At 72.0% G+C, this 21,282-nt stretch carries 23 protein-coding genes; 16 read left to right on the top strand and 7 right to left on the bottom strand.

The window, feature by feature from the left end:
* Positions 1–34: 34 nt before the first annotated feature.
* The gene (locus ACTWPV_RS37205) at positions 35–1,504 is read right to left on the bottom strand and encodes an FAD-dependent monooxygenase (protein ID WP_443155382.1); all 1,470 of its coding nucleotides are present in this window, start codon (positions 1,502–1,504) and stop codon (positions 35–37) included.
* Positions 1,505–1,555: 51 nt separating this feature from the next.
* On the opposite strand from ACTWPV_RS37205, the gene ACTWPV_RS37210 reads away from it, so the two are divergent.
* The 6 genes from ACTWPV_RS37210 to ACTWPV_RS37235 all read left to right on the top strand — a co-directional run bounded on the left by ACTWPV_RS37210 (position 1,556) and on the right by ACTWPV_RS37235 (position 5,183).
* Positions 1,556–1,759 (top strand): helix-turn-helix domain-containing protein, encoded by a 204-nt coding sequence (locus ACTWPV_RS37210; protein WP_165974823.1) that lies wholly within the window; start codon positions 1,556–1,558, stop codon positions 1,757–1,759.
* Between the two features lie 8 nt (positions 1,760–1,767).
* Entirely contained in the window at positions 1,768–2,223 is a 456-nt protein-coding gene (locus ACTWPV_RS37215) for a Clp protease N-terminal domain-containing protein (RefSeq protein WP_443155383.1), read from the top strand.
* 46 nt (positions 2,224–2,269) lie between these two features.
* Positions 2,270–3,034 (top strand): class I SAM-dependent methyltransferase, encoded by a 765-nt coding sequence (locus ACTWPV_RS37220; protein ID WP_443155384.1) that lies wholly within the window; start codon positions 2,270–2,272, stop codon positions 3,032–3,034.
* The gene (locus ACTWPV_RS37225) at positions 3,018–3,389 is read left to right on the top strand and encodes a VOC family protein (RefSeq protein ID WP_443155385.1); all 372 of its coding nucleotides are present in this window, start codon (positions 3,018–3,020) and stop codon (positions 3,387–3,389) included. Before ACTWPV_RS37220 ends, ACTWPV_RS37225 begins: the two co-directional genes overlap by 17 nt.
* Positions 3,390–3,624: 235 nt before the next feature.
* Positions 3,625–3,924, top strand: coding sequence for an SHOCT domain-containing protein (locus ACTWPV_RS37230; protein WP_443155386.1), 300 nt, complete (start codon positions 3,625–3,627; stop codon positions 3,922–3,924).
* Positions 3,925–4,244: 320 nt separating this feature from the next.
* The gene (locus tag ACTWPV_RS37235; RefSeq protein WP_443155387.1) at positions 4,245–5,183 is read left to right on the top strand and encodes an urease accessory protein UreH domain-containing protein; all 939 of its coding nucleotides are present in this window, start codon (positions 4,245–4,247) and stop codon (positions 5,181–5,183) included.
* 133 nt (positions 5,184–5,316) lie between these two features.
* Here the strand turns inward: ACTWPV_RS37235 and ACTWPV_RS37240 are convergent, their stop codons facing one another.
* Positions 5,317–5,601, bottom strand: a complete 285-nt coding sequence (locus ACTWPV_RS37240; protein ID WP_443155388.1) for a hypothetical protein — start codon at positions 5,599–5,601, stop codon at positions 5,317–5,319.
* A gap of 240 nt (positions 5,602–5,841) precedes the next feature.
* Here ACTWPV_RS37240 and ACTWPV_RS37245 point away from each other — a divergent pair, with 240 nt between their 5' ends.
* Positions 5,842–7,227: a tetratricopeptide repeat protein gene (locus ACTWPV_RS37245; RefSeq protein WP_443155389.1), complete on the top strand. Its 1,386-nt coding sequence runs from the start codon at positions 5,842–5,844 to the stop codon at positions 7,225–7,227.
* 98 nt (positions 7,228–7,325) lie between these two features.
* Here the strand turns inward: ACTWPV_RS37245 and ACTWPV_RS37250 are convergent, their stop codons facing one another.
* On the bottom strand, positions 7,326–7,697 hold the full coding sequence (locus ACTWPV_RS37250; protein ID WP_443155390.1) for a VOC family protein: 372 nt from the start codon (positions 7,695–7,697) through the stop codon (positions 7,326–7,328).
* 56 nt (positions 7,698–7,753) lie between these two features.
* Between ACTWPV_RS37250 and ACTWPV_RS37255 the strand changes: the two genes are divergently transcribed.
* Entirely contained in the window at positions 7,754–8,071 is a 318-nt protein-coding gene (locus ACTWPV_RS37255) for a PadR family transcriptional regulator (protein ID WP_347643393.1), read from the top strand.
* A complete protein-coding gene (locus ACTWPV_RS37260) occupies positions 8,068–8,517 on the top strand; it encodes a VOC family protein (RefSeq protein ID WP_347643392.1) in 450 nt (149 codons plus the stop codon). The genes ACTWPV_RS37255 and ACTWPV_RS37260 overlap by 4 nt, the downstream gene beginning before the upstream one ends.
* Here the strand turns inward: ACTWPV_RS37260 and ald are convergent.
* Both ald and ACTWPV_RS37270 read right to left on the bottom strand, forming a co-directional pair.
* Positions 8,514–9,623 (bottom strand): alanine dehydrogenase, encoded by a 1,110-nt coding sequence (gene ald, locus ACTWPV_RS37265; RefSeq protein WP_443155391.1) that lies wholly within the window; start codon positions 9,621–9,623, stop codon positions 8,514–8,516. The two genes, ACTWPV_RS37260 and ald, sit on opposite strands and share 4 nt — an antisense overlap.
* Before the next feature lie 58 nt (positions 9,624–9,681).
* Positions 9,682–11,064 carry an aspartate aminotransferase family protein gene (locus ACTWPV_RS37270; protein ID WP_347643390.1) on the bottom strand — a complete coding sequence of 461 codons (1,383 nt, stop codon included), beginning with the start codon at positions 11,062–11,064 and terminating at the stop codon, positions 9,682–9,684.
* A 266-nt stretch (positions 11,065–11,330) separates the two neighbouring features.
* Between ACTWPV_RS37270 and ACTWPV_RS37275 the strand changes: the two genes are divergently transcribed.
* Positions 11,331–12,686, top strand: coding sequence for a dipeptidase (locus ACTWPV_RS37275; RefSeq protein WP_443155392.1), 1,356 nt, complete (start codon positions 11,331–11,333; stop codon positions 12,684–12,686).
* A 22-nt stretch (positions 12,687–12,708) separates the two neighbouring features.
* On the opposite strand, the gene ACTWPV_RS37280 is transcribed toward ACTWPV_RS37275, so the two are convergent.
* Complete coding sequence (locus ACTWPV_RS37280) at positions 12,709–14,283, bottom strand: thiamine pyrophosphate-binding protein (RefSeq protein WP_443155393.1); 1,575 nt, start codon at positions 14,281–14,283, stop codon at positions 12,709–12,711.
* A complete protein-coding gene (gene speB / locus ACTWPV_RS37285) occupies positions 14,280–15,212 on the bottom strand; it encodes an agmatinase (RefSeq protein ID WP_347643387.1) in 933 nt (310 codons plus the stop codon). Before speB ends, ACTWPV_RS37280 begins: the two co-directional genes overlap by 4 nt.
* 106 nt (positions 15,213–15,318) lie before the next feature.
* Between speB and argH the strand changes: the two genes are divergently transcribed.
* From argH to ACTWPV_RS37315, 6 genes are read left to right on the top strand one after another with little or no spacing between them, the layout of a single operon-like run.
* Complete coding sequence (argH, locus tag ACTWPV_RS37290; protein WP_443155394.1) at positions 15,319–16,737, top strand: argininosuccinate lyase; 1,419 nt, start codon at positions 15,319–15,321, stop codon at positions 16,735–16,737.
* Positions 16,734–17,300: a helix-turn-helix domain-containing protein gene (locus ACTWPV_RS37295; RefSeq protein WP_347643385.1), complete on the top strand. Its 567-nt coding sequence runs from the start codon at positions 16,734–16,736 to the stop codon at positions 17,298–17,300. Before argH ends, ACTWPV_RS37295 begins: the two co-directional genes overlap by 4 nt.
* A gap of 10 nt (positions 17,301–17,310) precedes the next feature.
* Positions 17,311–18,132 (top strand): amino acid ABC transporter permease, encoded by an 822-nt coding sequence (locus ACTWPV_RS37300; RefSeq protein ID WP_347643384.1) that lies wholly within the window; start codon positions 17,311–17,313, stop codon positions 18,130–18,132.
* The gene (locus ACTWPV_RS37305) at positions 18,129–18,881 is read left to right on the top strand and encodes an amino acid ABC transporter ATP-binding protein (RefSeq protein WP_347643383.1); all 753 of its coding nucleotides are present in this window, start codon (positions 18,129–18,131) and stop codon (positions 18,879–18,881) included. The genes ACTWPV_RS37300 and ACTWPV_RS37305 overlap by 4 nt, the downstream gene beginning before the upstream one ends.
* An 8-nt stretch (positions 18,882–18,889) precedes the next feature.
* Positions 18,890–19,732, top strand: a complete 843-nt coding sequence (locus tag ACTWPV_RS37310) for an ABC transporter substrate-binding protein (protein WP_347643382.1) — start codon at positions 18,890–18,892, stop codon at positions 19,730–19,732.
* A 29-nt stretch (positions 19,733–19,761) separates the two neighbouring features.
* The gene (locus ACTWPV_RS37315; protein WP_443155395.1) at positions 19,762–21,051 is read left to right on the top strand and encodes an MmgE/PrpD family protein; all 1,290 of its coding nucleotides are present in this window, start codon (positions 19,762–19,764) and stop codon (positions 21,049–21,051) included.
* Positions 21,052–21,282 lie beyond the last annotated feature (231 nt).

Raw genomic sequence — 21,282 nt, forward strand, 5'->3', positions numbered from 1 at the left:
CCCCGGTGCTGCGGCAGGGCCGGGCGTGAGCTGCCTAGGGGGTGAACCAGGAGGTCACCGCGGCGGCCAGGCCCGTCATGTCCCCCGAGCCCGCCCAGGCCACGTACCCGTCGGGGCGGATCAGCAGCGCGTCGGCGGGCGGGTCGTCGCAGCGGGCCCTGACCACCTCGATCCACTCGTCGTCGAGCACGCCCGCGCCACCGCCCGCTCCACCGCCGACGTCGCCGGGCCGCCCGGCGCCGCCGCCGAGGTCGAGGAGCACGGGACGGCCCGCTGGCATCAGTTCGGCGACCCGGCGCCCGTCGTCCAGGACGAGGTCGGGGACGAACCGGCCGGTCAGCGGATGGTCCCCGGAGCCGTAGCGGGCACCGGCGTCGTGCAACAACCCGGCCAGGTGGCGGGCCGGCTGCTCGAAGGCGAACACCTCGGCGAGCAGCTCGCGCAGCGCCGCGCCGTCCTCGCCCTCCGCGCGGTCGATCGCCGCCTGAGCGCGGGTCTGCAGGAGCGTGCGCTCACCGACGGGCCGCCGTTCGGCCTCGTACGTGTCGAGCAGCCCGGCGGGCGCCCGGCCGCGCAGCGCGGCGGCCAGCTTCCAGCCGAGGTTGGCCGCGTCCGTCATGCCGACGTTGAGCGCCGACCCGCCCGCGGGGAACAGGTGGGCGGCGTCCCCCGCCAGGAACACCCGGCCGGCGCGGTACCGCTCGGCCAGCCTGGCCTGCGTCGCCGTGCTGGACATCCAGATCGGCTCACCGAGCGGCACGTCCCGGCCCAGGACGCGGCGGACGGCGGAGCGGAAGCCCTCCAGCGTCACCGGGCCGTCGGGGAGCCCGCCGCGCTCGCGTACGCCGGCGACGAGCACGCCGTCGTGGAGCGAGGTGAGCAGCACGCGGCCGTGCGGCGTGCGGTTCCAGCCGGGCTGCAGGCCGTCGCCCTCCAGGGAGTCGAACACCTTCACGTCGGCCTTGAAGTGGCCGATCGTCAACCCCTCGTCGTCGGTGGTGCCGGGGAAGGCGATCCCGGCCTGCTCGCGGACCAGGCTCCGGGGGCCGTCGCAGCCCACCGCGTACCGCGCCCTGACGGTCCCGTCGCCGGCGACGTCGAGCGTCACTCCTTCCTCGTCCTGGGAGAGTGACAGCACCTCGCGTCCCCACCTGACCTCGACGCCGAGCTCCCGTGCCCGCTCTGCGAGCAGCCGCTCCAGCCGCGGCTGCTGGATGAGCAGCAGCCGAAGCGCGATGTCGTCGAGCCCGTCGAACCGCAGCGGCACCCCTCCGAACGGGAACCCCGGCGCCCGGCCCGCGAACGGGCTGCCCGCGCTGAAACGTCCCAGCAGCCCCCGGTGGTCGAGTAAGTCGACGATCTGGCCGCCGAGCCCGTTGGCCTTGGGCAGCTCGCTCGGCTCGGTCCTCTTCTCCAGCACGGTCGGGCGGGCTCCCGCCAGGCTCAGCTCGCACGCGAGCATCAGCCCCACGGGCCCGGCCCCCACGATCAACACGTCTTCCATGCCTGTCAGGCTAGATTGACAATTCTCCGGCTGTCAAGCTAGCCTGACAGCGTGGATGTTACGGAGTTGTCCGAGCGGATCAGGGCCGGAGACCCGGCGATGGGCCTGCGGGCGGTCGGCGCGCTGCACCGGCTGGCCGAGCAGGTCGAGGCGACGTCGGTGGCGCTGGCCAGGGAGCAGGGCTGGACCTGGGAGCAGATCGGCGACGCGCTCGGCATGTCGCGGCAGTCGGTGCACGCCAAATACGGGAAGTGAGGCCGGCGATGTTCGGCAGACAGAAGAGCACGGTCACAGTGATCATCAAGGCCGCGTTCGAGGAGGCCCGGCTCCGCGGCGACCGCCGGATGGGCACCGAGCACCTGCTGCTCGGCCTCCTCCACCACGAGGAGTCCGCGCGGAGACTGGGCGTCGACACGGCCGCCGCCCGCGCCGCGCTCGACGAGCTCGACCGGGCGGCCCTGCGCATGCTGGGCCTTGAGGTCGGCGACGTGCCCAAGTCGCCGCGCAAACATCCGCGGGTCCCCGACACCGCGCTCACCTCCAGCGCCCGCGCCGTGCTCAACCAGGCCATCAAGGCCACGACGATGAAGACGCGGGAGGCGCAGATGCCCCGGCACCTGGCGCTCGGCCTGCTGGCGCAGGCGCATCCCGATCCCGCCGCACAGGTCATCGACCAGCTCGGGATCGACCGCGCGGCGGTGCGTGGCCGCCTCGCGTGACGAAATATGGTTGAACGCCGGGCCCGGCCCCTGACAGGGTCGGAGGATGCGGCGCACGTACGACGACCTCGTCCAGGAGGCGGCCGGCGTCTCCGTCGACGGCTGGGACTTCTCCTGGCTCGACGGCCGGGCCACCGAGGAGCGCCCTTCATGGGGCTACGCCAGGCTGCTCGGCGAGCGCCTGGCCACGGTCGGGTCGGTGCTCGACATCCAGACGGGCGGCGGCGAGATCCTGGCCGGGGTGCCCACGCTGCCGCCGGTCACCGTGGCCACCGAGTCGTGGCCGCCCAACCTCAAGCTGGCCGCCTCCCGGCTGCGCCGGCGCGGCGCCTGGGTGGTGGCCGACGACGAGGAGCCGCGCCTGCCGTTCGCGAGCAACGTCTTCGACCTGGTGACCAGCCGCCACCCCGTGCAGACGTGGTGGAAGGAGATCGCCCGCGTGCTGCGCCCCGGCGGCTCCTACCTCTCCCAGCAGGTCGGGCCCAGGAGCGTGTTCGAGCTCGCGGAGTTCTTCCTCGGCCCGCTCGACGGCTCGGCCCGCGACCCCGAGCAGGTCGGGCAGGAGGCCGAGGCCGCCGGGCTGGAAGTGGTCGATCTGCGGTCGGAGCGGCTGCGCATGGAGTTCCGCGACATCGGGGCGGTCGTCTACTTCCTGCGCAAGGTCATCTGGATCGTGCCGGGCTTCTCCGTCGAGCACCACCAGGAGAGGTTGCGCGCGCTGCACGACCGGATCGAAAGCGAAGGACCGTTCGTGGCCCACTCCGCCAGGTTCCTGATCGAAGCGAGGAAACGTCATGGCCAGACTGCGTGACGTGGTGGTCGACTGCCGGCACCCGGCCTCACTGGCGAGGTTCTGGGCGGCGGTGCTCGACGGCTACGCGGTGGCCCCCTACGACGAGGCCGAGCTCGCGCGGCTGCGCGCCGACGGGATCGACGACCCGGAGGACGACCCGACGGTGCTGGTCGAGGGCGGGCCGCCCCGGTTGTGGTTCCAGCACGTGCCGGAGCACAAGGTGGTCAAGAACCGCCTCCACCTCGACGTCGACTCCGACGACCCCGGCGTGGAGATCGACCGCCTCACCGAGCTGGGCGCCAGGGTGGTGGCCACCCACGACGACTGGGTGGTCATGGCCGACCCGGAGGGCAACGAGTTCTGCGTGTTCTGACCCGGGCTCGCGGACGGTAGAAGGCGCCGCGCACGGACGAGCGGCCCAGGCGAAGAGCCGCGCCCGCCTTCCCGGGTCGCGGACGAGCGGACCAGGTCGAGCGTCGCGCCTACTTCGTCGGGCGTACACCGGCCCGCCCTGAGCACTCCCTCGGGCGCAGGGGAAACAGGACCCGGCGTGCGATTCGCCGGACGGCCCCTTGGCGGATTCTGGAGGCAACCGTCAAGGAGGAGACATGAACACCATCGCACTGCTGGTGCCCCACTGGGGCGGTTCCGGCGGGTTCTGGCCGATCATCCCGCTGTTCTGGGGCCTGTTCTGGGTCGGCGTCGTGGCACTCGCCATCACCGCCCGGCGCAAGGGCTGGTGGGGCCCTCGGCACGCTCACCCGGCCGGGCCCGCCGGAGCTGCCGGGACTGCCGGGTCGCCCACCGCGTCCGCGGAGCGGATCCTCGCCGAGCGGTACGCCCGCGGCGAGATGGGCGACGACGAATACTACGAGAAGCTCTCCGTTCTCAAGAGCGGGGCATCGTGACTTGCTCCCCGGCCTGACCTCCGGGATTCCCGTGCCGCTCGAGCGGCGGTTCGCGGCGCGCCACCCGCGCCCCGAACCGCCGTTTTCGTGTGCCCACGCGATGCGCGACCTCACCCCGCAGCGGGTCGGATCTCCGCAACCCCGGGCCTTGCGTCGCTTCCACCCAAACGTCACCGCCGGTGCGACAACTGTCACTCGCCGCAAGCGGGGCGCCGGGTTACGTTGCGTGTACGGGCTTCGTAGGAAGTGGGGACGACAATGCGGTCCAGCACCGATTTCCGCCGTACGTTCGCCGGCCGCGCCGCGCTCGCCCGCTGGGCGTGAGCGCCGCCGCCCTGCTCGCCGGTGGGGTCGCCGCCGGGCTCGTGGCCGGCACCGCCTCGTGCACCGCCGCACAGGGCGGGCTGCTCATGGGGCTCGCCGACGGCCGCCACGGGCGCGATCCCGCGCTCGTGGCCTGGTTCCTGGCCGGTCGGCTGGCCTCCCACACGATCGCCGGCGCGCTGCTGGGGCTGCTCGGCTCGGCCGTCACCCTGCCGCCGCGGGCGCGGGCCGTGCTGCTCGTCGTGGCCGGCCTCACGGTGATCGTGTTCGCGATCCGGCTCATGCGGCGCGGGCACGCCGGCTGCGCGGCGGCCCCGTCGGAAGCCCCGTCGGAAGCCCCGTCCGAGGCTTCGCTGAGGACTCCGTTCGGGGTTCTGTCCAGGTACAAGGCGCCGCTGCTGGGCGCGGCCACCATCCTGGTGCCCTGCGGCGTGACGCTCGGCGTGGAACTGGTCGCGGTCTCCAGCGGGTCGCCGGTGGCGGGGGCGGCGGCCATGGCGGGGTTCGTCATCGGTACGGCTCCGGCGTTCGCGCTGCTCGGCTACGTGCTGCGGCGGGTCTCCCGCACCCGGCTTGCCAGGCTGGCCGGGGTCGTCGCGATCTCCGCCGGGCTCTGGACCGCCGCCTCCGGGGTCAGCCTCGGCGGCTGGCTGCCCGCCCCCGACCCCGCACAGGCGGTCACCGGGCCGGGAGGCCAGACCGTCACGGTGTGGGCCACCCGCGACGGCTACCGCCCGGCGATCGTGTCGGCCCGCGCGGGCGTCCCCGTCGAGGTCGTCTTCAAGGTGGCCGAGCACGGCTGCACGGACACCGTCGTGATCGGCGGCCGTGACGTCGCGCTGCCGGCCACCGTACGCCTGCCGCCGCATCCACCGGGAAGCCTGCGCTACGTCTGCGGCATGGGCATGTACTCCGGGATCCTCACCTTCTCCTGAACCCGGTTCGCCGGCCTGCCCCGAGCGGTGCTGCCGGTCGCACCGCTCGGGGCCGTTGTTCTGTCGCTGGTCAGCACCCCTGGTCGCCGCCCCTTCATACGGGCATGGAGGAGCGACGATCCGCGACGCTGCCTCAGTCCAGGATGCTGAGCCCCCAGGGGTAGTTCGGGGGACCCACCTCATCGCAAGCCCACGCCCTCGCGCCTTGAGCACCCACGTACGCCGCCCCCGCGTCGCGGCACTCCTGCCAGGTCATGTAGTAGCCCTCGCACCACCACACGGATGGCGATGACAGCCCGGCACCGGGCGCCACTCCGTCGCAGGCTGCCGCGGCGGCGGTTCCGGGGAAGGCCAGGCACAGCCCGGTCGCAGCCACGACGGCCGCGAGGATGCCTGTGGCGGTCCTCTTACGCATCATCGTCTTTCTCCCTTCGGGTGCGCTCCCGCCTTGTACGGAGCCGCTGTCCAGCTCCAGGAGTGAGCGGCGTTACTGTGTGCGATCTTCATCGTCATGCGCCCGGACAGACCGGGCCAGGGCCTCATGAGGACTTTCAGCGGACACAACGGCGCGACGAGAGACCGCGCCCCGGCGTGCACCCTGGAGCACTTGTCGGCGATTACGGTTCGCGATCGCGTGATCACGTGCCACTCTGTCGCCATGGCCTGGCAAGGAGAGGTGACGGCGCCGGCCGTACCGGCGCCACGGATGGGAGACGAGCACGAGCTGCTGGCCGCTGCGCGGGCGGGCGACGCGCAGGCCGCGCACCGGCTCGGCAGGCTCTACGCCCAGCACGGTGACCGCACGGCCGCCAAGCACTGGTGGGAGCGGGCCGCCGCGGGCGGCAACGTCGACAGCGCCTACAACCTGGGCATCTGGCACGAGAAGCACGGCAGCCTGGAGGAGGCCGTCTCCTGGTACGAGCTGGCCGCGAGCACCGGCGACGCCGAGGCCGCGGCCAACCTGGCGACGCTGCTGCTCGAACAGCGCGGCGACGCGGAGGCCGCCAGGGGCTGGTTCGAGGCCGCGGCGCGCGACGGGTCGAGGGCGGCCGCCCGCAGGCTCGCCCTGCTGTGCGAGGACTCGGGTGAGCTGGCGGCCGCCCGCGAATGGCACCGCCAGGCGGCCGCCGACGGCGACGTGGCCTCGGCGCACGACCTGGGGTTCCTGGCCTATTCCGCGGGCGACGACGAGGAGACCGTGCACTGGTGGGAGCGCGGGGCCAGGGGCGGCCACGCCGAGTCGGCGCACTGCATGGGTCTTTACCTGCACGCCAGCCGCGACCCCGAGGGGGCGGAGGGCTACTACCGGCTGGCCGCCAAGCACGAGCACGCCGGCTCCTCGTCCCGGCTCGGCGGTCTCGCGCTGTCCCGGGGCGACCTGCGTACGGCCCGCGCCTGGTTCGAGCGGGCGGCGGGCGCCGGGCGGGTGGAGGACCAGCGGATGGCCGGGTTCGTCTGCGTGGAGCTGGGCGACAACGCGGCGGCCAGCCACTGGTTCGGCCGGGCGGCGGCGGGCGGCGACCCCGAGTCGGCCTACGACTACGCGCTGCTGCTCATCGCCGAGTTCGGCGATCTGTCGAGCGGGCAGCACTGGTTCAGGCAGGCGGCGCTGGCCGGGCACCACGCGGCCGCGGTCGAGCTGGGCGGGTTGCTGTCGGTGGCGGGGGAGCACGGCGAGGCGCGCGAGTGGCTGTCCGACCCGCCGCCGCCGGCCTGGGGCCGGTCCGCCGAGCCGGAGCTGACGGCTCGGGCGGAGCTGGCCTCGGCCGCCACCGGGCGCAGGGGCGGTGTGCCGCTGGACGTGGCGGACCTGGCGGAGGTGCTGGGCACGTGGGATCTGGTGACCCGGCCGCTGCACGACCATTCCGAGGTGGTCGGGTGGCTGGTGGAGCGGAGCGGGGTGCACGTGAGCGCGATCGAGCACCTGGCTTCGGTACGCGGCACGCTGCTGCGTCCCGGCAGCGCCCCGTGGCCGAGCCCGGGCGAGCTCCGGCACGTCCTGGCCACCGCGCGCGACCTGCGCAGGCGGTTGGGAGTGCGCTGAGCGGCCGGGGCCGGAACCCGGGTGCGATGGTCAGCGCCGGCCGGGGGTGGATTCCGGTGCGGTGGTCAGCGCCGGCCGGGGTGAATCCGGTGCGGTGGTCAGCGCTGGCCGAGGTGGAACTGGTGGCCTTCTTCGTCCTTGAAGACGGCCGACCAGCCCCACGGCTGGTGTTGCGGCTCGGTGACGAACTCGACGCCGCGCGCCACGAGCTCCTGGTGTGTCCTGACGATGTCGTCCGCCTGGAACAACACGTAGTGGGGCATGCCCGTGGCCGGCGCGGGCCAGGCGGGGTCGGCCTTGATGAGGACCAGCCGGGCGCCCCCGTCGGGCGGCTGGACCTCGATCCAGCGGTCGTCGCCGTAGGGCATGTCGGTGGTGACCGTGAAACCCATCTTGCCGGTCCAGAAGTCGACCGCTCGCTGCTGGTCACCGACGTAGAGGGTGACCTGGCTGATGGAGAGCGCCATCATACCTCCCTGGTTGTATCCACGACGGATATAACCAGAGTGGTGCTATGGTGTCAATCATGCTCACCGCCGCCGGCTTCCACGTGCTCCTGGCACTGGCCGGCGGCCGCGGGCACGGCTACGCGGTGATGCGGTTCGTCGAGGAGATCAGCGGTGGCGCGGTCAGGCTCGGGCCCGGCACGCTCTACCGCACCATCAACCGGCTGGTGGCCGACGGGCTGGTTGAGGAGGTCGACGCCGGAGACCCGGCCGCGCCCCACGACGCCAGAAGGCGCTACTACCAACTGACCCCGCAAGGTGTGCGGGCCGCACGGGACGAGGCAGAGCTGATGTCACGCCTGGTGACGGCCGCGAGAGAGGCAGGGCTGGTCACATGACGTCGCTACGGCCGCAAGGGCTGTGCCCGCACCTGTTCGTGCGCGACGCGGAGGCGGCGATCGGGTTCTACCGGGAGGGCCTCGGCGCGGTCGAGGTGTTCCGCAACACGCTGTCCGACGGGACGATCCTCTTCGTCGAGCTCCAGCTCGGCGCCGGACGGCTGCTGGTGAGCGAGGAGACCCCGGCCTTCGGCGCGCCGGCGCCGCCGACGCTGGGCGGCAGCCCCGTGTTGATCCTGCTGGAGGTCGACGACCCCGACGCGGTGGCCGAGCAGGCGATCGGCGCCGGGGCCGAGGTGGAGATGCCGGTGGGCGAGATGTTCTGGGGCGAGCGGTACGGCGTGCTCCGCGACCCCTTCGGCCACCGCTGGGCCGTGACGACCGCCAGGGAGCAGCTCACCCCCGAGGAGATCGTGCGCAGCACGACGTACCGCGTGGACGGCTAGACGACTTCGGTCACCGGCGTGTACGCCAGCCCGAGCGCCTCCGCCACCGGCTGGTTCGTCAGCCGGCCGTCCTGCGTGTTGAGCCCGCCCGCGAGCCCCGCGTCGGCCTTGACGGCCTCCCGCCAGCCCATGTTCGCCAGCTTGACCGCGTACGGGAGGGTCGCGTTGGTGAGGGCGTAGGTGGAGGTGTTGGCGACGGAGCCCGGCATGTTGGCCACACAGTAGAAGACCGAGTCGTGCACCGGGTAGGTGGGCTCGGCGTGCGTGGTCGGGCGCGAGTCCTCGAAGCAGCCGCCCTGGTCGATGGCGATGTCGACGAGCACCGAGCCCGGTTTCATGCGGGACACGAGGTCGTTGGAGACGAGCGTCGGGGCCTTGGCGCCGGGGATCAGCACCGCGCCGATGACCAGGTCGGCCTGCAGGACCTCCCGCTCGATCGCGTACGACGTCGAGACCAGCGTCTTGAGCCGGCCCTGGTAGATGGCGTCGATGAAGCGCAGCCGGTCGACGTTGGTGTCGAGCACGGTCACGTCGGCGCCCATGCCGACGGCGATCTGGGCGGCGTTCAGCCCCGACACGCCGCCGCCGATCACGACCACCTTGGCCGGGGCCACGCCGGGCACTCCGCCCGGCAGGACGCCGCGGCCGCCGTTGAAGCGCATCAGGTTGTACGCGCCCACCTGCGGCGCGAGGCGGCCGGCGACCTCGGACATCGGGGCGAGCAGCGGCAGCGCCCCGCCGACCTGCACCGTCTCGTAGGCGATCCCCGTGGTCCTCGCCTTGAGCAGGGCGTCGGTGCAGGGGCGGGAGGCGGCCAGGTGCAGGTACGTGAACAGCACCAGCCCGTCGCGCAGCCGGTGGTACTCCTCGGCGACCGGCTCCTTCACCTTGAGCACCAGGCTCGCCTCGCCCCACACCGCGTCGGCGCTGTCGACGATCTTGGCGCCCGCCGCGAGATATTCCTCGTCCGTGATGGACGAGCCCAGACCCGCACCCTGCTGGACGGTGACGTCGTGGCCGTTGCGCACGAGTTCGTGAACGCCCGCGGGGGTCGCCGCGACCCGATATTCGTGGTTCTTGACCTCGGCGGGAACGCCGATCTTCATCCGTGGATCCTTTCGCGCGCCGGCACGTCGTACCGGATGGTGTGACGGCGAGCGGCCCCTAGAGGCGCGCCCATGCTTCGGTGAGCACGTTGCGGAGGATGGACCCGATCTCGGCGAACTCCTCGGGTCCGGCGATCAGCGGGGGCGCCAACTGGATGACGGGGTCGCCGCGGTCGTCGGCCCGGCAGTAGAGGCCGGCTTCGTACAGCGCCCTGGACAGGAAGCCGCGCAGCAGCCGCTCCGACTCCTCGGCGTCGAACGTCTCCTTGGTGGTCTTGTCCTTGACCAGTTCGATGCCCCAGAAGTAGCCGGAGCCGCGCACGTCGCCGACGATCGGGAGGTCGCGCAGCCCTTCGAGGGTCTCCTTGAACAGCGGCTCGTTCCTGGTGACGTGGCCGAGCAGGTCTTCGCGTTCGAAGATGTCGAGGTTGGCCAGCGCGACGGCGGCGGAGACGGGGTGGCCGCCGAAGGTGTAGCCGTGCGCGAACATGGTGTCGCCGCCCTTGAAGGGCTCGAACAGCCGCTCGTGCGCGATCATGGCACCGATGGGCGAGTAGCCGCTGGTCAGGCCCTTGGCACAGGTGATGATGTCCGGCACGTAGTCGAACTTCTGGCCGCCGAACATGGTGCCGAGCCGGCCGAACGCGCAGATGACCTCGTCGGAGACGAGCAGCACGTCGTACTCGTCGCAGATCTCGCGCAGGCGCTGGAAGTAGCCGGGGGCGGGAGGGAAGCAGCCGCCGGCGTTCTGCACGGGCTCGGCGAAGACGGCGGCCACCGTGTCGGGGCCCTCCATCTCGATGGCGCGGGCCACGCGCTCGGCGGCCCAGAAGCCGTACTCCTCGGGGGTCATGCCCTTGACGCCGGTGATCTCGTCGGCGCGGTAGTGGTTGGTGTTGGGCACCCTGATGGAGCCGGGCACGAGCGGCTCGAACATCTCCTTGAACGCCGGGATGCCGGTGATCGACAGGGCGCCCTGCGGGGTGCCGTGGTAGGCGATCTGGCGGCTGATGACCTTGTGCTTGAGCGGCTTGCCGACGAGCTTGAAGTACTGCTTGGCGAGCTTCCATGCGGATTCGACCGCTTCGCCGCCCCCGGTGGTGAAGAAGACGCGGTCGAGCTCGCCGGGGGTGTGGGAGGCCAGGCGCTGGGCCAGCTCCGCCGCCTTGGGGTGGGCGTAGGACCACAGCGGGAAGAACGCGAGCTCCTGGGCCTGCTTGGCGGCGGCCTCGGCGAGCTCCTGGCGCCCGTGCCCGGCCTGGACCACGAACAGCCCGGCCAGACCGTCGAGATAGCGCTTGCCGTGGATGTCGTAGATGTAGGAGCCCTCACCCCGGACGATGGTCGGGATCTCGGACTGCTGGTAGGAGCTGTGCCTGGTGAAGTGCAACCACAGATGGTCTTGCGCGGCCTTGAGGACGTCGTTTTCCGGCTGCGTCATGGCTATCTTCCCTCGTGTCTGACTTCCCACAGTTTGCCTGTTCACCTGATGCTTGCCAAGCGAATCGGTCGCGACACTCTGCAAGAAAATCGAGATCCGCAGAACCGCTCTGTAACAGCAACGAAATCCGTACACCTGCCGCAGTGGCTCAGCGCGGTCAGCGCGTCACGGAACCTCGTATCCTCGCTCCATGACGGCAAAGCGCCTGTCACCCTGTAGAACTGTTCGAGAAATCTCTGTGAGAACGACCCCCGAGGGAACCGTCCGTGACTCCTGACCAGATAGAAAGCGCTGTCGCCGCCGCGATGCCCCAAGGCGTCGAGGAGCTCAAGCGGCTCGCCGCCATCCCTTCCGTGGCCTTCCCCGGGCATCCGGAGGAGCCGGTGCGCGCCGCCGCCGCGCTGACGGAGGAACTGCTGCGTTCCGCCGGTCTGCCGCGCGTCCAGCAGGTGCAGGTGGAGGGAAGCTTCCCCGCGGTCTACGGCGAGGCGCCCGCACCGCCCGGCGTGCCCACCGTCCTGCTCTACGCCCACTACGACGTGCAGCCCGCCGGTGACCTGAAGGCGTGGCGCACCCCGCCGTTCGAGCCGACCCTGATCGACGGCCGCCTGTACGGGCGCGGCTGCGCCGACGACAAATCCGGCATCATCTCCCACGTCACCGCCCTGCGCGCCTTCCACGGCCGGTTCCCTGTGGGCATCAAGGTCATCATCGAGGGCCAGGAGGAATACGCGGGCGAGCGCCTGGAGGCGTTCGTCGAGCAGAATCCCGAGCTGCTGCGGGCCGACGCCATCGTGGTGGCCGACACCGGCAACCCGCGCGTGGGCGACGCCTCGGTCACGACGTCGCTGCGCGGCATGGCCGCCTTCACCGTCGAGGTCCGCACGCTGCGCGAGGCCCTGCACAGCGGATCGTTCGGCGGCGCCGCCCCCGACGCGCTGGCGGCCCTGATGCGCATGCTGACCGCGCTGCACGGCGACAACGGCGACGTCCGGGTGCCGGGCCTGCCCAGGGGCAACTTCTTCGGCCAGGGGCCGTCGGAGGAGGAGTTCCGGCAGACCGCAGGGGTGCTCGACGGGGTCTCCCTGGTGGGCTCAGGCTCGCTGGCCGACCGCCTGTGGTCGTCCTACTCGATCACCGTGACGGGCATGGACGTGCCGACGGTGTCGGGCGCGGTCAACGCCGTGCAGCCGGTCGCCAGGGCCAGGGTGACGCTCCGCATCCCGCCGGCCGGCGACCCGAGGACGACGGTCAGCGCGGTGACGGAGTTCCTGCGGCAGGTGGCGCCGTGGGGTGTGCAGGTGACGTTCGGCGACGTCGTCGTGGGCTCCGGCTTCCAGGCCGACTCCGGCGGCAAGGCCAGGTCGGCGCTCAACCGGGCGATGGAGCGCGCCTTCGGCCGCCCGCCGCGCGACGTGGGCGCGGGCGGGTCGATCCCGCTGGTCAACACGCTGCTGAAGCAGTACCCCGCGGCGGAGATCCTGCTGTTCGGCGCGGAGGACGAGGACGCCGCCATCCACGCGCCCAACGAGCGGGTCGACCTGGAGGAGCTCCGCCGCGTCGCCACCGCGGAGGCGCTGTTCCTGCACGAGCTGAGCCTCCCGTCGGCGCTCGGCGTCTAGGAGGGGCTCTCGCCGGTCGTTCCTAGGTCGGGGCGAACATGCGGGGGCGGGCGTGCAGGACCACGACGCTCGGCCCCGGCTCGGCCAGGGAGCCGGCGAGCTCCTTGGCCAGGGAACCGGGCGTCGCGTCGCGGGCGGCGACCCCGAACGACGCGGCCAGGCGGGCGAAGTCCGGCCTGGCCAGTTCGGTGCCGGTAGGCGTGCCGAACGCGCCGGTCATGTACTCCCGCAGGATGCCGTAGCCACCGTCGTCGACGATCAGCCAGGTGACGTCCAGGCCGTGCTGGCGCATGGTGGCGAGTTCCGCCAGGCCGTACATCGCGCCGCCGTCGCCCGAGATCGCCAGCGTGCGCTGTCCCGAGGCCGCCGCGCCGACCGCGGCGGGCAGCGCGTATCCGAGGCCGCCCGCGCCCTGCGCCGACCACATGTGGCCGGGGAAGGCCGACCACGCCCAGTAGGTGAGGATGGTCATGTCCCAGAACGCCGGCACGCCGGACGGGATCGCCTCCAGCAGCGCGAACTCCTGCTCGTGGCCGGCGAGCCGGTCGCGCACCCGCCGCAGCACGTCCGCCACGGCCGCTTCCGCGCGCCCGTCGCCCTCCCTGGGCCGCACCGCCGCGGCGAACGCGCCCAGCGTCGCCTTCGCATCTCCGTGCACGGCGAGCGAACCGCTCGTGTTGGCCTCCAGCTTTCCCGGATCGGCCTCGATGTGGACGACGCGCCCCCGCGGGCGCATCGTGTGGTAGTTGCTGGACAGCTCCCCCAGCCCCGAACCCGCGACCAGCAGCACGTCCGCCTCCTCGAGGAACTCGGTGACGAAGCGGTCCTCCAGCCACGACTGCAGCGACAGCGGGTGCTCGCGGGGGAAGACCGCTTTCGCGGCGAACGTGGTGGCCACCGGCGCGCGCAGCCGCTCGGCCAGGGCGAGGAGCTCCGGCCCCGCCCCTGACAGGTTGACCCCGCCGCCGGCCAGGATGACGGGGTTCGACGCGGAGTCGAGCGCCTGTACGGCCTGCCGTACCAGCTCGGCACGGGGCTGCGGCGTGCGCGGGCACACGCTCGGGCCGGCCACCACCGGGACGTCCGTGGGCGCGAGCAGGACGTCCTGCGGGATCTCCACCCACGCGGGGCCCTGCGGCACGCTGAGCGCCGCCTCCCAGGCCTGGGCCAGGGCGGACGGGATCTGCGAGGCCGCCCGCACGACCTGGACCGACGTGACCACGCCGCGGAAGGAAGCCGCCTGGTCGGGGAGCTCGTGGAGGTATCCCTTCCTGCGGCCGCCCAGCCCGTCGGACGGGATCTGGCTGGAGATCCCGACCACCGGGGCGCAGGCCAGGCGCGACTCCATCAGGGCGGGCAGGGTCGCCAGCGCACCGGGGCCGGTGGAGACCAGGAACGGGGTCGCCGTCCCGGTGGCCCGGGCATGGCCGTCGGCCGCGAAGGCGACGCCCAGTTCGGTGCGGCATCCGACGTAGCGCAGCGGGGAGCGGCGCAGGGCGTCGAACATGGCGAGCGCGTGCTGGCCCGGCTCGCCGAACACCGTGGTGGCGCCGAGCGCGGCCAGGGTCTCGGCGACCAGGTCTCCCCCGGTTCTCATGTCCGTTTCCCCAGCGCGAACAGGCTGATCAGGTCGTAGGCGACGTGCGCGGCGGCGACCGAGGTGATCTCGGCGTGGTCGTAGGCGGGGGCCACCTCCACCACGTCGGCGCCGACCAGGTTGCAGCCCGACAGCCCGCGCAGGATCTCCAGCAGCTCGCGGCTGGTCAGGCCGCCCGCCTCCGGGGTGCCCGTGCCCGGGGCGTGGGCGGGGTCGAGCGCGTCGATGTCGACGGAGATGTAGAGCGGCCGGTCGCCGATCCGCTGGCGCAGGGCGTCGGCGATCTCGTCGGGGCCGCGCCGCATGACGTCGGCCGAGGTGACGATGCCGAAGCCGAGCCTGCGGTCCTCGGCCAGGTCGGCCTTGCCGTACAGCGGTCCTCTGGTGCCGACGTGGCTGAGTGCCTCGGTGTCGAGGATGCCCTCCTCCACCGCGCGGCGGAACGGCGTGCCGTGCGTGTACTCGGCCCCGAAGTAGGTGTCCCAGGTGTCCAGGTGGGCGTCGAAGTGCAGCAGCGCCGGCGGCCCGTGCTTGCGGTGCACGTCACGCAGGAGCGGCAGCGCGATGGTGTGGTCGCCCCCGATGGTGACCAGCTTGGCGTCGAACCCCCCGGCGGCCTGCTCGATCGTGTCGATGGCCTGGCCGATGTCGAACGGGTTGCAGGCGATGTCCCCGGCGTCGGCGACCTGCAGGTCGGCGAACGGAGAGACGTCCAGCGCGGGGTTGTAGGGCCTGATCAGCTTGCTGCCCTGGCGCACCGCGGCCGGGCCGAAGCGGGCGCCGGAACGGTAGGAGACCCCGCTGTCGAACGGCACGCCCACGATCGCGACATCCGCCCGCTCCACCTGGTCGAGGCGGGGCAACCGGGCATAGGTGTCGGGACCTGCGAAGCGTGGGACCTGCGAGGCGTCGACGGGTCCCTGAAACATGAAACTCCCTCGTTAACGGCATATTTCTGCTTAAGAGGTGCTATTGACACCCCTGGCAACGCAGACCACTATGTCGGAAAACTTCGTTTACCGGAAGGCAACCGCGTTGTCCGAACAGCTCTGGGGTGGACGCTTCCGCTCGCCCGCCGATCCGTCGCTGCTCGCTCTCTCCCGCGCGCCCGACAGCTACTTCCGCATGTCCGCCTACGACCTGGCGGGCTCGCGCTCCCATGTCCGTGAGCTGCTCAGAGCCGAGATCCTCGACGCGGCCGAGGCGGAGCGGCTGCTGGCGGAGATCGACACGCTGGACGAGGACGTACGCGCCGGACGGGTCGGCCCGAACAGCTCCGACGAGGACGTGCACACCTTCCTGGAGCGGGTCCTGGTCGAGCGGCTGGGCAAGGTGGGCGGCAAGGTGCGCGCCGGTCGCTCGCGCAACGACCAGACGGCCAACGACCTGCGGCTGTACCTGCGCGATCACGCGAGGAAGCTGGTGCTGGCCCTGGCCGAGCTGCAGGACGGCCTGGTGGAGCAGGCCCGCGCGCACGTCCGCACCGCGGCGCCCGGCTTCACCCACCTGCAGCCCGCCCAGCCGATCGTGTTCGGGCACCAGCTGCTGGCCCACGCGCAGGCGTTCGCCCGCGACGCCGACCGGCTCGAGGACTGGGACCGGCGCACCGCCCGCTCCCCGCTGGGCTCGGCGGCCCTGGCCGGCTCGGCGATAGCCGTGCACCCTGAGCTGTCGGCCGCGGAGCTGGGCTACGACGGGCCGTGCGAGAACTCCATCGACGCCGTCGCCGGTCGCGACCACGTGGCCGAGTTCCTGTTCGCCACCTCCATGCTGGGGGTGAACCTGTCGCGGCTGGCCGAGGAGATCTCCACCTGGGCCTCGCGCCAGTTCGGCTGGGTGGAGCTGCACGACTCCTTCGCCACCGGCAGCTCGATCATGCCGCAGAAGAAGAACCCCGACATCGCCGAGCTCACCAGGGGCAAGGCGGGCCGGCTGCTCGGCAACCTGGGCGGCCTGATGGCGACGCTGAAGGCGATGCCGCTGGCCTACAACAGGGACCTGTCCGAGGACAAGGCGGCCGTCTTCGACACCGTGGACACCCTCACGATCGTGCTGCCCGCCATGGCCGGGCTGGTGCGCACGCTGTCGGTGAACGTCGACGAGCTGCGCAGGCAGGCGACCGAGGGCTTCACGCTGGCCACCGAGGTGGCCGACTGGCTCTCGCGCCGCGGCGTGCCGTTCAGCGAGGCCCACGAGATCACCGGCGCGCTCGTGCGGATGTGCGAGGACAAAGGGCTGGACCTGCACGAACTGCCGGACGAGGACCTCGCCGCGGTGGACGCGCGGCTGACCCCGGACGTGCGCCCGCACCTCACCGTCGAGGCGGCACTCGCCGCGCGCACCGGCTACGGCGCCACCTCGCCGGACCGGGTCCTGGAGCAGATCGACCGCCTCACCGACCTGCTGGCGCGGCAGCGCGCCTGGGCCCGCGCCTACCGGGGACCCGCGACGTGATCTCGATCCCGGACTCCCCCAGTCTCGGACCGAGGGCCCGCGAACTGCGCCGCCGGAGCAGGCTGAGCCTGACCGAGACGGCCGAGCGGGCCGGGCTCACCAAGGGCTTCCTGTCCAGGTTCGAACGCGGCCAGGTGTCCATCTCGGTCGCCTCGCTGCTGCGCCTGTGCAAGGCGCTCGACCTCGACGTGGCCGACCTGTTCGACGGCTCCAGCGGGCGGCTGGTCAGGTCGGAGAGCCGGGCCAGGCTCGAGTTCGGCGGCAGCGGAATGACCGAGTACCAGCTGACGCCGAAGGACGAGCGCAGGCTGCTGGTCCTGCTCAGCGAGATCGAGCCGGGCGGCGGGTCGGGCCACGAGCCGTACGCGCTTCCCGTCGACATCGAGTTCGTGCACATCCTCAAAGGACTGTTCACGATCGAGGCCTCGGGCGAGCGGGTCGAGATGCGCGAGGGCGACTCGTTCCTGTTCCCCGGCGACACTCCCCACACCTTCACCAACCCCGGCGACGAGATCACCCGAGTTCTGTGGGTGTTGTCACCCGCACTGACCTCTCGCTCGTGAGGAGATCCACATGTCCACAGATGTCGCCCACCTGCCCCGGGTGGCGCGCAAGCACTACGGCCGCTACGTGGCGGCGATCGTCGTCGTGGCCGTCCTCGTGGCGATCGTCTCCTCGTTCGCCGGCGCGCAGATCGAGTGGAGCGTGGTCGGGCGGTATCTGACCGCGCAGGCCATCCTGACCGGCGTGGTCAACACGTTCGTCATGGCCGTGCTCGCCATGATCCTCGGAGTGGCCCTGGGCGTGTTGTTCGCGGTGATGCGGATGTCGCGGAACCCCGTCACCCGCGGCGTCTCGTACCTCTACACGTGGATCTTCCGCGGCACGCCGCAGCTGCTGCAGCTGTTCCTCTGGTTCAACCTGGCGCTGGTCTTCCCCTACGTCGTCATCCCCGGCATCGTCGAGGCGCGCATGGTCGACCTGATGACCCCGTTCGTGGCCGCGCTGCTCGGGCTCGGCATCTGCCAGGGCGCCTACACCTCCGAGGTGGTGCGCGGCGGCATCCTCTCGGTCGACCAGGGGCAGACGGAGGCCGCGCAGGCGGTCGGGATGACGCGCTTCCAGACGCTGCGCAGGATCGTGTTGCCGCAGGCCATGCGGGTCATCCTGCCTCCGATCGGCAACGAGTTCATCAGCATGGTGAAGCTCACGTCTCTGGCCAGCGCGATCCAGTACCAGGAGGTGCTGCACAGCTCCCAGAACATCTACTACGCCAACAACCGCGTCATGGAGCTGCTGTTCGTGGCGACGTTCTGGTACCTGATCGTGGTCACCATCCTCAGCCTGGGCCAGATGGTCATCGAGCGCCGCTTCTCCCGAGGGGTGAAGAAATGATCAAGGCAGTCGACGTCCACAAGCGCTTCGGCGCCCACCACGTCCTCAAGGGCATCTCGCTCGAGGTGGCGGCGGGTGAGGTGCTGTGCGTCATCGGGCCGTCCGGCTCGGGCAAGAGCACGTTCCTGCGCTGCGTCAACCAGCTGGAGACGATCGACGAGGGCGCCGTCTGGGTCGACGGCGAGCTGCTCGGCCACGTCGAGCGCGGCGGGAAGCTGCACCAGCTCAGCGACGCCCAGATCGCCCGGCAGCGGCGGCCGATCGGGATGGTGTTCCAGCGCTTCAACCTGTTCCCGCACATGACCGCGCTGGAGAACGTGATCGAGGGGCCGATCAGGGTGCTGCGCGAACCGCGTGACGCCGCCAGGACGCGGGCGCTGGAGCTGCTGGAGCGGGTGGGGTTGGAGGACAAGGCCGGCGCCTACCCCACGACCCTGTCCGGCGGGCAGCAGCAGCGGGTCGCGATCGCCCGCGCGCTGGCGATGCGGCCGCGGCTGATGTTGTTCGACGAACCCACCTCGGCGCTCGACCCGGAGCTCGTCGGCGACGTGCTCGCGGTCATGCGCGACCTGGCCGCGTCCGGCATGACCATGGTCGTCGTCACCCACGAACTGGGCTTCGCCAAGGAGGTGGCGAACCAGGTGGTGTTCATGGACGACGGCCGCGTCATCGAGACGGGACCCCCCGACCAGGTCCTGGTCAACCCCGCCCACGAGCGTACGAAGACCTTCCTCTCAGCAGTTCTCTAGGAGTTCCGTTGTCCCGTCCCATGCTTCTGCTCGCCTGCCTCGCCCTGACCGCCACCGCCTGCACCGCGCAGGCGCCGAAGAACCTCGCGACCGCGTCGGACGGCGGGCTTCCCCCGAAGATCGCCGAGTCCGGGACCATGGTGGTCGGCAACGTCCCCAACTACCCGCCGCTGGAGTTCAAGGACCCCTCGACCAACCAGCTCACCGGCTTCGACATCGATCTCGGCAACGCCATCGGCAAGCAGCTCGGAGTCACGGTCAAATGGCAGGAGACGTCCTTCGAGCAGTTGCAGAGCGCGGTCACCACCGGGCGGATCGACATGATCCTCTCAGGGATGAGCGACCTGCCAGAACGCCGCGAGACGCTCGACCTCGTCGGCTACCTGAGCTCGGGCGCGCAGTTCTTCTCCACGAGCGAGGTCGCCGATCCGAAGAGCCTGTGCGGCAAGGCCGTGGGGGCCAGCCGCCGCACCTCCTTCCCCGGAGAGATCAAGAAGTGGAGCAAGGAGAACTGCTCCGGCAAGCCGATCAAGGTCGTCGGCACGGAGGGCTCCGCGGACGCGCGTACCCAGCTCACCCAGGGCAGGGTCGACGCCGCGGTCCAGGGCAGCGAGACCCTCCCCTACATCTCCCAGCAGGACCCCGGCAAGTTCCACCTCATCGGCGAGCCGTTCACCGAGGTCAACCAGGCCATGGGATTCGCCAAGCAGGACCCGCGCCTGCGCGACGCGGTCGTCAAGGCACTGCGCGCCCTGCAGCAGGACGGCACCTACGCGAGCCTGCTCGACAAGTGGGGCCTCAAGGGCAACGCCATCAAGCAGGTCACCCTCAACGGGACCGCCGCCCCGTGAGGACGCCGGCCCATGAGGACGCCGCCCACGTGACACCCCTCCGGGCGCTCGCCGCCGTCGTCGCCGAGCCCCCGCCGCTGCCACGCGACGTGATCGAGCGGGCCAAGCGGCACCTCCTCGACACGCTGGGCGCCGCCATGGCCGGCGCTTCCTCCCCCGCTCCCGGCCTGGCCGCGCCCGGGAACGCACCCGTCTGGGGAACCGGCCTGGCCGTGGCGCCGCGCGACGCGGCACTGCTCAACGGCGTCGCGGCGCACGCGCTCGAACTCGACGACACCGGCGGCTGCGATCATTCCGGGGCCGTGGTGGTGCCCGCCGCGCTGGCCTGCCTGAGCCTCGCCGACCGCCCGGTCAGCGGCTCCGAGCTGCTGGAGGCGGTCGTCCTGGGGTATGACGTGGCCCGCCGGACGCTGGAGGCGTGCGGCGGGTACGCCGCGCACAACGAGACCGGATGGCACTCGACGGGCACCTGCGGCACGTTCGGCGCGGCGGCGGCGAGCGCGCGGCTGCTCGGGTTGGACAGCGCGCGAGCCGCCCACGCGCTGGGGCTGGCGGCCGGCTTCTCCGGTGGCCTGTGGGCGTTCGTGCATGACGGCGCGGCGAGCAAGCGGCTGCACGCGGGCCGCGCCGCCGAGGGCGGGCTGACCGCCGCACTGCTGGCCGCGTCCGGCACGAGCGGGCCCGGCCGGATCTTCGACGACGTGTGGGGCGGCTTCCTGCGGACCTACGCGGGCGCCGGCGCCGATCCCGGTGCCCTGACCCGCGACCTCGGCACGGCGTGGCGGATCTCGCGCTGCTCCATCAAGCCGTACGCGTCGTGCCGCAGCACCCATTCCTCCATCGACGCGATCGGCGGCCTGGACCTGCACGCCGGCGAGATCGACCGTATCCACGTGCGCCTGAGCCCGCTCGTTGCCGGCATGTGCGGCGGCCGTGACGCGACCACCCTTCCCCGCGCGCAGCTGAGCCTGCCGTACGCCATCGCCGCCAGGATCCTGTACGGCGACGCCGACCTGGCCGCCTACTCCCCCGAACGGCGCGGCGACCCCCGGGCCACCGAGCTCATGGAGCGCATCGACCTGGAGGTGGACCCGACGATGGGCGGCATCGACGAGCCGGCCCTGACCGTCACCACGACCACGGGCGCCGTCCGGCGGGCCAGGGTGAGCGACCCGCTCGGCTCTCCCACCAACCCCCTCTCCGACGAGCGGCTGCTCGCCAAGTTCCACGGCCTCGCGCCGGGCCGGACACCCCTGGCGGATCAGGTCATGGCCCTCGACTCCCGCCCGGACGCGCGCGGCCTTCTCCCGCTCCTGTGACGCCCGTCTCGGAGCGGATGGCGCCCGCGGCGAAGGCCGGCCGCGCCGCCCTGGCTGCCGGGCCGCGCGTGCCGACGAGCCGACCGGCCGGTGAATGCCCGGCTGGAGCGCCCGGCCCTTGTACGTTGAGTACGTCACCTCAGCGTCCGGCGTGACCGGGACCACGTCCTCGATGCCGGGCACGCCCAAGAGGTCGACGTCCGGTGCCTCCCCGGCCGGCCACGTCCGTTC

It is taken from the genome of Nonomuraea sp. KM88, from assembly GCF_052245635.1.
In the GTDB taxonomy this organism is placed as follows: Bacteria; Actinomycetota; Actinomycetes; order Streptosporangiales; family Streptosporangiaceae; genus Nonomuraea.